At 59.3% G+C, this 12,712-nt stretch carries 12 protein-coding genes; 2 read left to right on the top strand and 10 right to left on the bottom strand.

The window, feature by feature from the left end; genetic code table 11:
- Nucleotides 1–29 precede the first annotated feature (29 nt).
- The 3 genes from ACXX83_RS05535 to ACXX83_RS05525 form a co-directional block, all read right to left on the bottom strand.
- Nucleotides 30–767, bottom strand: coding sequence for an S-methyl-5'-thioinosine phosphorylase (locus ACXX83_RS05535; protein ID WP_007974037.1), 738 nt, complete (start codon nucleotides 765–767; stop codon nucleotides 30–32).
- Between the two features lie 12 nt (nucleotides 768–779).
- Nucleotides 780–1,790 carry a beta-N-acetylhexosaminidase gene (gene nagZ, locus ACXX83_RS05530; protein ID WP_007974039.1) on the bottom strand — a complete coding sequence of 337 codons (1,011 nt, stop codon included), beginning with the start codon at nucleotides 1,788–1,790 and terminating at the stop codon, nucleotides 780–782.
- Between the two features lie 158 nt (nucleotides 1,791–1,948).
- Nucleotides 1,949–2,656, bottom strand: coding sequence for a TetR/AcrR family transcriptional regulator (locus ACXX83_RS05525; RefSeq protein WP_007974041.1), 708 nt, complete (start codon nucleotides 2,654–2,656; stop codon nucleotides 1,949–1,951).
- A 229-nt stretch (nucleotides 2,657–2,885) separates the two neighbouring features.
- Between ACXX83_RS05525 and lexA the strand changes: the two genes are divergently transcribed.
- Both lexA and sulA read left to right on the top strand, forming a co-directional pair.
- Nucleotides 2,886–3,494 (top strand): transcriptional repressor LexA, encoded by a 609-nt coding sequence (lexA, locus tag ACXX83_RS05520; protein ID WP_007974043.1) that lies wholly within the window; start codon nucleotides 2,886–2,888, stop codon nucleotides 3,492–3,494.
- A 10-nt stretch (nucleotides 3,495–3,504) separates the two neighbouring features.
- On the top strand, nucleotides 3,505–3,981 hold the full coding sequence (gene sulA / locus ACXX83_RS05515; protein WP_095965240.1) for an SOS-induced cell division inhibitor SulA: 477 nt from the start codon (nucleotides 3,505–3,507) through the stop codon (nucleotides 3,979–3,981).
- 93 nt (nucleotides 3,982–4,074) lie between these two features.
- Here the strand turns inward: sulA and ACXX83_RS05510 are convergent, their stop codons facing one another.
- The 7 genes from ACXX83_RS05510 to ACXX83_RS05480 all read right to left on the bottom strand — a co-directional run bounded on the left by ACXX83_RS05510 (nucleotide 4,075) and on the right by ACXX83_RS05480 (nucleotide 12,648).
- On the bottom strand, nucleotides 4,075–4,308 hold the full coding sequence (locus ACXX83_RS05510; protein WP_007991404.1) for a hypothetical protein: 234 nt from the start codon (nucleotides 4,306–4,308) through the stop codon (nucleotides 4,075–4,077).
- 94 nt (nucleotides 4,309–4,402) lie between these two features.
- Entirely contained in the window at nucleotides 4,403–4,927 is a 525-nt protein-coding gene (locus tag ACXX83_RS05505; RefSeq protein ID WP_015095954.1) for a DUF6586 family protein, read from the bottom strand.
- Nucleotides 4,928–5,140: 213 nt separating this feature from the next.
- Nucleotides 5,141–7,768, bottom strand: coding sequence for a type I DNA topoisomerase (gene topA / locus ACXX83_RS05500; RefSeq protein WP_458547763.1), 2,628 nt, complete (start codon nucleotides 7,766–7,768; stop codon nucleotides 5,141–5,143).
- 114 nt (nucleotides 7,769–7,882) lie between these two features.
- Entirely contained in the window at nucleotides 7,883–8,119 is a 237-nt protein-coding gene (locus tag ACXX83_RS05495) for a DUF1653 domain-containing protein (protein WP_007986363.1), read from the bottom strand.
- Nucleotides 8,120–8,218: 99 nt separating this feature from the next.
- Entirely contained in the window at nucleotides 8,219–9,394 is a 1,176-nt protein-coding gene (gene fadA, locus ACXX83_RS05490) for an acetyl-CoA C-acyltransferase FadA (RefSeq protein WP_007986361.1), read from the bottom strand.
- A 29-nt stretch (nucleotides 9,395–9,423) separates the two neighbouring features.
- Nucleotides 9,424–11,571: a fatty acid oxidation complex subunit alpha FadB gene (gene fadB / locus ACXX83_RS05485; RefSeq protein WP_458547762.1), complete on the bottom strand. Its 2,148-nt coding sequence runs from the start codon at nucleotides 11,569–11,571 to the stop codon at nucleotides 9,424–9,426.
- 639 nt (nucleotides 11,572–12,210) lie between these two features.
- Nucleotides 12,211–12,648, bottom strand: a complete 438-nt coding sequence (locus tag ACXX83_RS05480; protein ID WP_458547761.1) for a hypothetical protein — start codon at nucleotides 12,646–12,648, stop codon at nucleotides 12,211–12,213.
- Nucleotides 12,649–12,712: the final 64 nt, after the last annotated feature.

Raw genomic sequence — 12,712 nt, 5'->3', positions numbered from 1 at the left:
GATGAAGTCAACTCGATATCAAGCGGAGCTCAGCCCTTGAGCACCCGCGCCAACGTCGATTTCACCTTGCCCATGCCGTCATGCAACGCCTGCTCGATCTCGGCCATGGTGATCACCGCCGTCGACTTGCCCGCCGCCGGGTTCACCACCAGCGCCAGACAGGCGTAATCCAGTTCCAGCTCGCGGGCCAGGGCCGCTTCCGGCATACCGGTCATGCCGACGATGTCGCAACCATCACGCTCCAGCCGGGCGATTTCAGCCACCGTCTCCAGGCGCGGCCCTTGAGTGCAGGCATACACGCCATGACTGCTGTAGCCCACACCTTCCGCCGCCAGCGCCGCGATCAATTGCTGGCGCAACGGCTCGCTATAGGGGTAGCTGAAGTCGATATGGGTGACGTGTTCCAGGTCATCGGCAAAGTAGGTGTGCTCGCGACCACTGGTGTAGTCGATCAACTGATGCGGCACGCAGAAATGCCCGGTGCCCATGGCGGCATGGATGCCGCCCACGGCATTGACCGCCAGAATGGCTTCGGCACCTGCCTGCTTCAGCGCCCAGAGATTGGCGCGGTAATTGACCTGATGCGGCGGAAAACGATGGGGATGGCCGTGACGCGCGAGGAACAGCACTTCCTTGCCGGCATACTCGCCGATTTGCACGTCGGCCGAAGGTGCACCATAAGGCGTGTCCACTGCCAGTGACTGGCGAATGCTCAGGCCTTCGAGTTGAGTCAGGCCAGTGCCACCGATAATCGCGTAAACCGTCATAACGAACAGTCCTTAATCAATCAATTGAGCTTCTTTGAGCGCGCCGACAGCGGCCAGCCAACGCGGGTCTTGACGGTATTCGGTGCTGGCAAACGACTGGCCGCGCATCCGCGCAATGCGCTCGGAAGGCTTGACCTTCAGGCGTTGCGCAGCGCTCAGGGCCAATTCGGCGGCAGCGCGATCGTTGCACACCAGGCCCATGTCGCAACCGGCCGTCAGCGCCGCTTCGATACGGCTGGCGGCATCGCCGACCACGTGGGCGCCCGCCATGGACAGGTCGTCACTGAAGATCACGCCATCGAACTGCAACTCGCCGCGCAGGATGTCCTGCAACCAGCGGCGGGAGAAGCCTGCGGGCTGGGAATCGACCTGTGGATAAATAACGTGGGCCGGCATTACCGCGGCCAGTTGCTTGCTCAGTCTGGCAAACGGCACCAGGTCGTTGGCGCGGATCTCATCGAGACTGCGTTCATCATTCGGGATCGCGACGTGGGAATCAGCCTCGGCCCAGCCATGACCCGGGAAATGCTTGCCAGTAGCGGCCATCCCGGCGCTGTTCATGCCACGGATGAATGCACCCGCGAGCAAGGCAGCGCGCTCGGGATCACCTTCGAACGAACGGGTGCCGACAACGGCGCTGCGCTGGTAATCGAGGTCGAGCACCGGGGCGAAGCTCAGGTCCAGGCCAACGGCCAGCACTTCGGTCGCCATGATCCAGCCGCACTGCTCGGCCAGGTATTCGGCGTTCGGGTTGTCGGCAATGGCGCGCATGGCGGGCAGGCGCACGAAACCCTGGCGCAGGCGCTGCACGCGGCCGCCCTCTTGATCCACCGCCAACAGCAGATCGGGGCGAATGGCGCGAATCGCTGCACTCAGCTCGCGCACTTGACGCGGATGCTCAATGTTACGGGCAAAAATGATCAGGCCGCCCACTTCGGGCTGGCGCAACAATTGGCGATCTTCAGCCGTCAGCCAGGTACCGGCGACGTCCACCATCAACGAGCCTTGCAAGCCAGCAGTCATAAAAATTCCTTGATAACAGAAAACCCTGCCCACACGAATTCGCCACCAGGGGCAAGACCTGGCAGATTGGCGAGTTCGATGGAAAACGGGTTCAGAACGAGAGTCGGCATGGGCGGCTAGCTTAGCGGATGTCAGCTGCCGCGCCCACCCGTGCGCGGTTAAACCTTGGCGGCAACCGGTGTCGATTTGCTGCGCGGACGCAACTGGGCAGTGGCCATGGCCGTATCGGTCACACCGGATTCGGCACGCATGCCGGCGGCCAGGAATGGCACCATCAGGCGCATGACCTGCTCGATCGAGGTGTTCACGCCGAAGTCGGTTTCGGCAATCGCGCGCAAGGCCTTGATACCGGACATGCTGAACGCCGCCGCACCCAGCATGAAGTGCACCCGCCAGAACAGTTCGATGGGCGGAATACGCGGCGCCGCTTCATTGACCAGCATCATGTAGCGGCGGAATACCTTGCCGTACATGTCCTCCAGATAACGACGCAAGTGCCCCTGACTCTGACTGAACGCCAGCCCCAGCAAACGCATGAAGATGGACAGGTCGTTGCCGCTGCGCGGCTGCACCACCAGGGCCTGCTCGACGAGGATTTCCAGCAACTCTTCGAGGGTCGGCTTGATTTCAGGCTTGGCCTGACGCCGCTCCAGCTCTTTATCGAGGCTGATGCAGAACGGCCCGAGGAACCGCGAGAAAACCGCCTGGATCAACGCCTTCTTTGAACCGAAGTGATAGTTCACCGCCGCCAGGTTGACACCGGCCTTGCTGGTGATCAGGCGCAACGAGGTTTCAGCGAAACCTTTTTCCGCGAACAACTGCTCGGCTGCATCAAGAATGCGTTCAACGGTTTCCGACTGGGCCATGGCTACTCCGCCTGACAAACACTTGTTTGAAACATACGTTTCAGCCTGTGCCTTGTCAAGTCTGGCAGTTCGTTTCGGGAATGGTCGGTCAGATATTTAACCACACAACGGCGAAGCTTGAATCCACTGACTGATTGACCGTCTGGCGGCGACTGAAAAATGGAGCATTGCCAAGATCGCCTTACTGTATATAATCCCAGTCACTGTATAAAAAAACAGAGCGATCAATATGCTAAAGCTGACGCCACGACAAGCAGAGATTCTGGCTTTCATCAAACGCTGCCTGGAAGACAACGGATACCCCCCCACCCGTGCGGAAATCGCTCAGGAACTGGGTTTCAAGTCACCCAATGCGGCGGAAGAGCACCTCAAGGCGCTGGCCCGCAAGGGTGCCATCGAGATGACGCCTGGCGCCTCCCGTGGCATTCGCATCCCCGGCTTCGAAGCCAAGGCCGACGATTCCACCCTGCCGATCATTGGCCGGGTCGCAGCCGGTGCCCCGATTCTAGCGCAGCAACACATCGAAGAGTCCTGCAACATCAATCCTGCCTTCTTCCATCCGCGCGCCGACTACCTGCTGCGCGTCCACGGGATGAGCATGAAGGATGTCGGCATTTTCGACGGCGACCTGCTGGCCGTCCACACCACCCGCGAAGCCCGTAACGGCCAGATCGTGGTTGCACGAATCGGCGACGAAGTGACCGTCAAGCGCTTCAAGCGTGACGGCAGCAAAGTCTGGCTGATCGCCGAGAACCCCGAGTTCGCCCCTATCGAAGTGAACCTTCAAGATCAGGAACTGGTGATCGAAGGCTTGAGTGTCGGCGTGATTCGCCGCTAAAGGAGGCTCCATGCAGTTCCCACAGCCATCACCACAGCAAACCCAACTGCCGTTGTTCGAAGCGTTCATGGCACAGCCATTGGCGCCGATCCTGAAAGACGTAGTCGAGTCCCCTTGGAGCGCCGAACCTGACGTTTTCAGCGAGCTGTCACTGCGTGGTGCAGCCGGGAACTGCCTGAGCCTTCTGGCACCTATCCTCAGGGAGTTGAGCCAGGACCAGGACGCACGCTGGCTGACACTGATCGCGCCGCCCGCCAGCCTGACTCAAGCCTGGCTGCGAGATGCCGGCCTCAACCGCGAGCGCATTCTGTTGCTGCACCCCCGAGGCACCCAAAGTGCTCAGCAACTGACCTGCGAAGCCCTGCGTCTTGGGCGCAGCCATACGGTTGTCAGCTGGCTCAACCCGTTGAGCAGCCAATCCCGGCAACAGCTGATCAGCGCCGCCCGGACCGGGGACGCTCAGAGCCTGAATATTCGTTTGGGATAACTGACAGCCGGGGCGCGAACTTCACCGCGCGAGGCTTCTCCAGGGAGAGAGAAGCCGATGTGTAGCGACATCAAAAAAACCGACGGACGGGGATCAATGAAGAACCCGCGGCCCCTCGTCCTTGTCGAATTCGCCTTCAACCAGGCGACCTGCCATCTGGACTCCCACGCTCAACATCGCCTTGGCGACTTCCACGTGCTGCCCTTGCAGGAACGCTTTGGCGTCCTCGGAGAAATCCAAAGTAACCAGAGAACCCTCGTCCTCAGCCCTGCGCAGCTCGATACGGCCGTCTGGTAACTCGACAATTTCTAGAAAGGACGTTGGCATAAAGGACTGTTCTCCACGAAAGGCGGGGATTATATAGGCATCGGCCAGGCTTCGCTCGGGATCTTGACCAGATGCCATCCCAAAACTGTTTCTGTCAGCACTCGTTCAGACCTTCGCGAAAGCGGATCGCCAATCCTTTCAGATTCTGGCGCCAGCTCTCCAGCTCTTCCCGACTCAGTTCCTCTGGCTCATCCACTTCATCCAGATTGACCGCCTGGATCAGTGGCTGGGTCACGTCCCCTTTTGGCTTGTGGGGCGCGCGCGGCGGCTGAAACAACGCAGCATGGGCAGCCAACAACTTGGCCAGCCAGGTCTCCGGGTTATTGGCCAGTTCGACCAACTCGGCCATTTCCGGAATGGCGATGGTTTCCAGCACTTCGCGGGTCAGCAGCAGCTCCGCACGGGGTGCATTGGCCTGAGGCAGGCGATAGAAGCCGGCGATTTCATGACACAGGCCCAACAGCGCGCCGTACAGGTGAAACAACGCAGATTCGCGTCCGGCCTGGATCAGCGCCAGCGAATTCATCGCCCGACCCTCTTCAGTGCGCGCCAGTGCTTCCAGCGACAAGCCGGCGAAATAAATCTTCTGATTGGTGCGGGTATAAAGTTCGTGGGCCATGACGGCAGCCTCCACAACGAAATAATTGCTTCACGCAGGTCCTGTAGGAGCGAGCCTGCTCGCGATGGACTTGAGAGCAACGCGGGCATCCTGAAAGCCCGCGTTATCGTTGACGACCATCGCGAGCAGGCTCGCTCCTACAGGGGTCTTGCGATTCTACGCCTTCGCAGTTCCCATGCGGCCTTTTGTAGGAGCGAGCTTGCTCCTACAGTTTCAAGCCTTCGCTGCCGGGCGCTTGTCTTCAACCGTCCACTTGCCACCGTCGTAGAACGCTTTCCAGCCAGTCGGCTTACCGTCAACTTCGGTCTGCACGTACTGTTCCTTGGTCTTGCGGCTGTAACGAATCACAGCCGGGAGGCCATCGGGATCTTTCTTCGGCGCTTCGCAGAGGAAGTGATACTTCGGATCGATCTCATCCTTGTGCGGGATGATTTCCATCACCAGCGGAGCACGAGTCTCACGGTTTTTCGGGAACTGGCTGGCCGCCAGGAACAAGCCGGATGCACCGTCGCGCAGGATATAGGTGTCGTTGACCTTTTCGCATTTCAGCTCAGGCATCTTCACCGGGTCCATCTTCGGCGGCGCCGCATCACCGCTCTTCAGCAGTTTGCGGGTGTTCTTGCAGGTCGCGTTGGTGCAGCCGAAGAACTTGCCGAAACGGCCGGTCTTGAGCTGCATCTCGCTGCCGCACTTGTCGCATTCCAGGCTCGGACCTTCATAGCCCTTGATGCGATAGGTGCCCTCTTCGATTTCGTAGCCATCGCAATCCGGGTTGTTACCGCAGATGTGCAGCTTGCGCTTCTCGTCCAGCAGGTAGGCATCCATCGCCGTGCTGCAGATCGGGCAGCGATGCTTGCCACGCAATACCAGCGACTCCGACTCACCTTCGTCGTCCGCGGCGATTTCGTCGCCCGGTACCAGGTTGACGGTGGCCTTGCAGCGTTCTTTCGGCGGCAGGCTGTAGCCCGAGCATCCGAGGAACACGCCGGTCGACGCGGTGCGGATCTGCATCGGACGACCGCAGGTGGTGCACGGAATGTCTGTCATCACCGGCTGGTTGGCACGCATGCCGCTTTCCGGGCTTTCGGCTACTTCGAGCTTCTTCTTGAAGTCGCCGTAGAACTCGTCGAGTACGTTTTTCCAGTCGCGTTCGCCCTGGGCCACGTCATCGAGATGCTCTTCCATGCCGGCGGTGAAACCGTAGTCCATCAGGTTCGAGAAGCTCTCGGCCAGGCGTTCGGTGACGATGTCGCCCATCTTTTCCGAGTAGAAGCGACGGTTGTGCAACGCCACGTAACCCCGGTCCTGAATGGTCGAAATGATCGCTGCGTAGGTCGAAGGACGACCGATGCCGCGTTTTTCCATTTCCTTGACCAGGCTGGCTTCCGAGTAACGCGCCGGTGGCTTGGTGAAGTGCTGGGTCGGATCAAGCTTGATCAGCTTCATCGCGTCGCCCTGGGCCATGTCCGGCAGCACATCGTCGTCGCCTGGCTTGGCGATTTGCGGCATGACACGGGTGTAACCGTCGAACTTCAGGATGCGGCCCTTGGCGCGCAGCTCGAAGTCGCCGGCGCCCACAGTGACGGTCGTCGACAGGTATTGCGCCGGCAGCATCTGGCAAGCCAGGAACTGGCGCCAGATCAGCTCGTAGAGGCGCTCAGCGTCACGCTCCATGCCCGACAGCTTGCTTGGTTCGGTGTTGGCGTCGGAGGGACGAATCGCTTCGTGAGCCTCTTGTGCGCCTTCCTTGCTGCTGTAGACGTTCGGGGTTTCCGGCAGGTACTTCTTGCCGAACTCGCCTTCAATATAAGTACGCGCCATCGCCACGGCATCAACCGAGAGGTTGGTCGAGTCGGTACGCATGTAAGTGATGTAGCCGGCTTCGTACAGACGCTGGGCCATCATCATGGTTTTCTTCACCCCGAAGCCCAGGCGGTTGCTCGCGGCCTGCTGCAGGGTGGAGGTGATGAACGGCGCCGACGGCTTGCTGCTGGTCGGTTTGTCTTCGCGCTTGACGATGCTGTAGCTGGAAGCCTTGAGCTTCTCCAGCGCAGCCATGGCCTGGGCTTCGTTGAGCGGCTTGAAGGCTTCGCCTTTTTCGCGGGCCACGTCGAAACGCACGGTCGCGCCTTTTGCGGTGCCGAGGTCGGCGTGCACTTCCCAGTACTCTTCCGGGATGAACGCACGGATTTCACGTTCGCGCTCAACCACCAGCTTCACGGCAACCGACTGCACGCGACCGGCGGACAGACCACGAGCGATCTTGGCCCACAGCAGTGGCGAAACCATGTAGCCCACGACGCGGTCGAGGAAACGACGGGCCTGCTGGGCGTTGACGCGGTCGATATCCAGCTCGCCCGGCCGGGAGAAGGCTTCCTGGATCGCCTTCTTGGTGATTTCGTTGAATACCACGCGCTTGTAGCGGCTATCGTCACCACCGATGGCTTCGCGCAGGTGCCAGGCAATGGCTTCCCCCTCGCGGTCCAAGTCGGTTGCGAGATAGATGGTGTCAGCATCCTTGGCGAGCCGGCGCAGCTCTTCGATGACTTTTTCCTTGCCCGGGAGGATCTCGTACTTGGCTTTCCAGCCATGATCCGGATCGACCCCCATGCGCGCGACCAGCTGCTTGCGCGCTTTTTCTTTAGGCGACAGTGCCGGCGCTTCACCCGCAGCAGCCTTGCCGCGCTTGGCGGCCGGCTCTTTGCTGGCGCTAGCCGAACCGCTGGTGGGCAGGTCTCGGATATGGCCGATACTCGACTTCACCACGTATTCGTTGCCCAAATACTTGTTGATGGTCTTGGCCTTAGCCGGGGATTCCACAATGACCAGCGATTTGCCCATGGATCAGAAAATTCCTGAATTCGAGAAGTGAAAGGCGGTTGGCGCCTGACGCGGCACCGCTATATATAGTGGCTACAAGGTGAGGTCAAGCGCAGGGTATTGCGCGCACTCAGCTTATGGCTTGGTAAAAAGGCTTTCTTCGGCCTGCACCAAAGCAAAGCGTGGCACCTGTTCGCCGTCAACTTCGACCGACTCCAGGAACATGCTCAAGGGACGCACCCAAAAGCCGTAATCGCCATACAGGGCTTGATAGAAGACCACTTCTTCTTCGGTTTCCGAATGCCGCGCAACACTGAATACGCGGTACTGCGGACCTTTGTAATGTTGGTAGAGCCCAGGTTGTATCGGCATGCTTTGGCCCTCACTCAAATTTTTTCAAAATAAAAACAAAAATAAATCCGGAAAAACAAAAACCGGGGCACTTGGCCCCGGCTTCCTTCAACGAAACGCTTAAACGCGTTCGAAGACGGTGGAGATGCCTTGGCCGAGACCAATGCACATGGTGGCTACCCCGAAGGTACCGCCATTCTGCTTCATCACGTTGAGCAAAGTGCCGGAGATACGCGCACCGGAGCAACCGAACGGGTGGCCCAGGGCGATCGCGCCGCCGTGCAGGTTAACCTTCTCGTTCATCTTGTCGAGCACTTTCAGATCTTTCAGCACTGGCAGGGCCTGTGCGGCGAAAGCTTCGTTGAGCTCGAAGAAGTCGATGTCGGAGATGCCAAGACCCGCGCGCTTCAGTGCTTTTTGTGTGGCCGGTACTGGACCATAGCCCATGATTGCCGGATCCACACCTGCTACCGCCATCGAGCGAATCACCGCCATAGGCTGGATGCCCAGGTCCTGTGCGCGCTGCGCCGACATCACGATCATGCACGAAGCACCATCGGTGATCTGCGACGAAGTACCCGCTGTCACGGTGCCGCCCTTCGGATTGAACGCTGGCTTGAGAGCCGCCAGGCTTTCCAGGGTGGTTTCCGGACGAATGGTTTCGTCGTAGTCGAAGGTTTTCAGGAAACCGTTCTCGTCGTAGCCCTGCATCGGGATGATTTCGTCTTTGAACTTGCCTTCCACGGTCGCCTTGTGGGCGAGTTGGTGGGAGCGCACGCCGAAAGCATCTTGCTGCTCGCGCGTAATGCCGTGCATTTTGCCCAGCATTTCCGCGGTCAGGCCCATCATGCCCGAGGCTTTCGCCGCGTACAGCGACATGTGCGGGTTCGGATCGACACCGTGCATCATGCTCACGTGACCCATATGCTCGACGCCACCAACGACGAACACGTCACCATTGCCGGTCATGATCGCTTGCGCAGCAGTGTGCAAGGCGCTCATGGACGAGCCACACAGACGGCTGACGGTCTGGCCGGCCGAGGTGTGCGGGATCTGGGTCATCAGCGACGCCATGCGCGCGATGTTCCAGCCCTGCTCCAGGGTCTGGTTCACACAGCCCCAGATCACGTCTTCGACTTCGTTCGGGTCGACCTTGACGTTGCGTTCCAGCAATTTGCTGATCAGGTGCGCCGACATGTCTTCGGCGCGGGTGTTGCGGTGCATGCCGCCCTTGGAGCGGCCCATCGGAGTACGACCGAAGTCGACAATCACGACGTCTCTAGGATTCAAGCTCATAAGTTCACTCTCACTCTAGTTGGGGGCGCTTAACCGAAGAAGCTCTGGCCGTTCTTGGCCATTTCGCGCAGCTTCGCGGTCGGGTGGTACAGCGCGCCCAAATCAGCGTACTGGTCAGCCAGGGCAACGAACTCTGCCACACCGATCGAATCGATGTAACGCAGCGCACCGCCACGGAATGGAGGGAAACCAATGCCGTAGACCAGACCCATGTCGGCTTCGGCAGCGGTTTCGACGATGCCGTCTTCCAGGCAACGCACGGTTTCCAGGCACAGCGGGATCATCATCCAGTTAATGATGTCTTCGTCAGTGACTTCGCGCTGTTCAAAGACGATTGGCTTGAGCACTTCCAGCACCGAAGGATCGGCGACTTTCTTCTGCTTGCCGCGCTTGTCGGTCTCGTAGGCGTAGAAGCCCTTGCCGTTCTTCTGGCCCAGGCGCTTGGCTTCGTAGAGCACGTCGACAGCCGAGCGACGATCGTCCTTCATGCGGTCCGGGAAGCCTTCAGCCATCACGTCACGGCCGTGGTGGCCGGTGTCGATGCCGACCACGTCCATCAGGTAGGCCGGGCCCATAGGCCAGCCGAACTTTTCCATGATCTTGTCGATACGGACGAAGTCCACACCGGCGCTGACCAGCTTGGCGAAACCGCCGAAGTACGGGAACAGTACGCGGTTGACCAGGAAGCCCGGGCAGTCGTTGACGACGATCGGGTTCTTGCCCATTTTCTTGGCGTAGGCAACGGTGGTGGCAACGGCCAGCTCGCTGGACTTCTCGCCACGGATCACTTCCACCAGCGGCATCATGTGCACCGGGTTGAAGAAGTGCATGCCGACGAAGTTTTCCGGGCGCTTGAGGGCCTTGGCCAGCAAGGTGATGGAAATGGTCGAGGTGTTGGACGCGAGGATGGTGTCCTCTTTGACCTGGTCTTCAACCTCAGCCAGTACGGCCTGCTTGACCTTCGGGTTCTCGACGACCGCTTCCACCACCAGGTCCACGTGACCGAAATCACCGTAGGACAAGGTCGGACGAATGCCGTTGAGCACTTCAGCCATTTTCGCGGCGGTCATGCGGCCTTTATCAACGCGGCCAACCAGCAGTTTGGCGGCTTCGGCCAGCCCCTGCTCGATGCCGTGCTCGTTGATGTCCTTCATCAGTATCGGCGTGCCTTTGGAAGCCGACTGATAGGCGATACCGCCACCCATGATGCCGGCGCCCAGTACGGCGGCCTGCTTCACGTCCTTGGCGATTTCGTCGTAGGCCTTGGCCTTTTTCTTCAGCTCCTGGTCGTTCAGGAACAGACCGATCAGGCTCTGCGCAGCAGAGGTCTTGGCCAGCTTGACGAAACCTGCGGCTTCAATTTCCAGGGCCTTGTCGCGACCGAAGTTCGCGGCTTTCTGGATGGTCTTGATCGCTTCAACCGGCGCCGGGTAGTTCGGGCCAGCTTGACCGGCCACGAAACCCTTGGCGGTTTCGAAAGCCATCATTTGCTCGATAGCGTTCAGCTTCAGCTTTTCCAGCTTCGGCTGGCGCTTGGCCTTGTAGTCGAACTCGCCGCAGATGGCGCGCTTGATCAGTTCCAGCGCGGCCTCTTGCAGCTTCTCTGGAGCAACCACTGCATCGACAGCGCCAACTTTGAGCGCGTCTTCAGGACGGTTTTCCTTGCCGGCGGCAATCCACTCGATGGCGTTGTCGGCACCGATCAGACGCGGCAGACGAACGGTACCGCCGAAGCCCGGGTAGATGCCCAGCTTGACTTCCGGCAGGCCGATCTTGGCCTTGGTGGACATGACGCGGTAGTCCGCCGCCAGGCACATTTCCAGACCGCCACCCAGCGCGATGCCATTGATCGCGACAACGGTCGGAACGTTGAGGTCTTCGAAATCGCTGAAAATCTTGTTGGCTTCGAGGTTGCCAGCAACAAGCTCTGCATCCGGCAGCTTGAAGTTGTCGACAAATTCGGTGATGTCGGCGCCGACGATGAACACGTCCTTGCCACTGCTGACGATCACGCCCTTGATCGAAGCATCTGCCTTGATGGTGTCTACGGCCTGACGCAGTTCGTTCAGGGTTAGACGGTTGAACTTGTTGACGGACTCACCCTTGAGGTCGAACTTCAGTTCGACGATGCCACTTTCAAGAGCCTTAACCGTGATGGCTTTACCTTCGTAAATCATCAACTGATCTCCACGATATGGAAGCTGAACAGTACACGTCGGACGCAGGCGAATGGCTTGGCAGGGACGTCGATCGTCAATGCTACGCCCATTCCCCCGGCACACCCGCCAACGCGATAGTCGGGATTCTGTAGGAGCGGTCTGAAATACAAACGCTCAATTCATACGCCCGTTTGATTTGGGTACGTCACCTTCACGGAATTTCCGACAATTGTCAATCGCCCGAAACACGGGTTGAAACGCGACTTTCCGGTCATATCCGTACTGCGAAGACCTTAAACACGCCGAAGCATGCAGGGTCATTCATAGAATCAATTGTTAGAAAATGCGCCCTAATTCGCTGCAGCCCGTGTTTAACAAGCTACGCTGGCGGAACCAGGGGGAAATTGTGAACGCTTTTGGCGAATGCCCAGCGTAAGATCAGCCAACACCGTTTTACCGGCCTGCCTGGCCAACTCCAGCCCGATGATGAATGTCGGGCTTTTTATTGCGTACAAAAAAGCGGCAATTGCGCTCCTCTGCACTCTGTAGGAGCGAGCCTGCTCGCGATGAACCTGAGAGCGCCACGGGGTGTCAGGTTTCAAGCATCATCGTTCACGTCCATCGCGAGCAGGCTCGCTCCTACAGGGGATCGGAGCTTCAGGCGAGCGCCTTGAGGGTGGCATCGATGTGCTGCAACACCTCGGCCTCGCCCTTCTCGCCCCAATACAAGGCAATCATTTGCTTGTCGGCCTCGACCTTGTAGACATTACCCGGCAATTTTTCGAAATAATTGAGCAGCGCTCGATCTTCACAGGTTTCCTGCCATTGATTGACCCAGACACCCGGTGATTTTTGCCAGTAACTCCAGCACGCCGCCTGACTGCCACGCCGCGGGCGATGGTATTGGGCACACGGGCTCGGCGGCTCCTGGCTCAGCCAGTGTGGCCACTCCTGGGGCGCCAGCTGCATGGCCAGCCCAATGCGCCGAGCCTCCATGCGCAGGGCGATGCGCCCACTCTGAACACGCGACGGGCGCAACCATGCCAGTGGGCTGAGTACCACCAACAGGATTGACACCACTATCCACACCGTCATATCTGTACTCCCGATTCTTGATGAGCCCATTGTGTCACTTTGGAACCAATGCGCTTGAAACCAG

The sequence above is a fragment of the Pseudomonas sp. GNP012 genome, from assembly GCF_054343835.1.
Note: the sequence above shows the minus strand (reverse complement) of the source record. Positions and strands in the feature narration are given on the sequence as shown.

Coding starts and splice junctions, on each gene's coding strand:
- ACXX83_RS05535 (WP_007974037.1), bottom strand. CDS start 767: ATGACGGTTTACGCGATTATCGGTGGCACTGGCCTGACTCAACTCGAA.
- nagZ (WP_007974039.1), bottom strand. CDS start 1,790: ATGACTGCTGGCTTGCAAGGCTCGTTGATGGTGGACGTCGCCGGTACC.
- ACXX83_RS05525 (WP_007974041.1), bottom strand. CDS start 2,656: ATGGCCCAGTCGGAAACCGTTGAACGCATTCTTGATGCAGCCGAGCAG.
- lexA (WP_007974043.1), top strand. CDS start 2,886: ATGCTAAAGCTGACGCCACGACAAGCAGAGATTCTGGCTTTCATCAAA.
- sulA (WP_095965240.1), top strand. CDS start 3,505: ATGCAGTTCCCACAGCCATCACCACAGCAAACCCAACTGCCGTTGTTC.
- ACXX83_RS05510 (WP_007991404.1), bottom strand. CDS start 4,308: ATGCCAACGTCCTTTCTAGAAATTGTCGAGTTACCAGACGGCCGTATC.
- ACXX83_RS05505 (WP_015095954.1), bottom strand. CDS start 4,927: ATGGCCCACGAACTTTATACCCGCACCAATCAGAAGATTTATTTCGCC.
- topA (WP_458547763.1), bottom strand. CDS start 7,768: ATGGGCAAATCGCTGGTCATTGTGGAATCCCCGGCTAAGGCCAAGACC.
- ACXX83_RS05495 (WP_007986363.1), bottom strand. CDS start 8,119: ATGCCGATACAACCTGGGCTCTACCAACATTACAAAGGTCCGCAGTAC.
- fadA (WP_007986361.1), bottom strand. CDS start 9,394: ATGAGCTTGAATCCTAGAGACGTCGTGATTGTCGACTTCGGTCGTACT.
- fadB (WP_458547762.1), bottom strand. CDS start 11,571: ATGATTTACGAAGGTAAAGCCATCACGGTTAAGGCTCTTGAAAGTGGC.
- ACXX83_RS05480 (WP_458547761.1), bottom strand. CDS start 12,648: ATGACGGTGTGGATAGTGGTGTCAATCCTGTTGGTGGTACTCAGCCCA.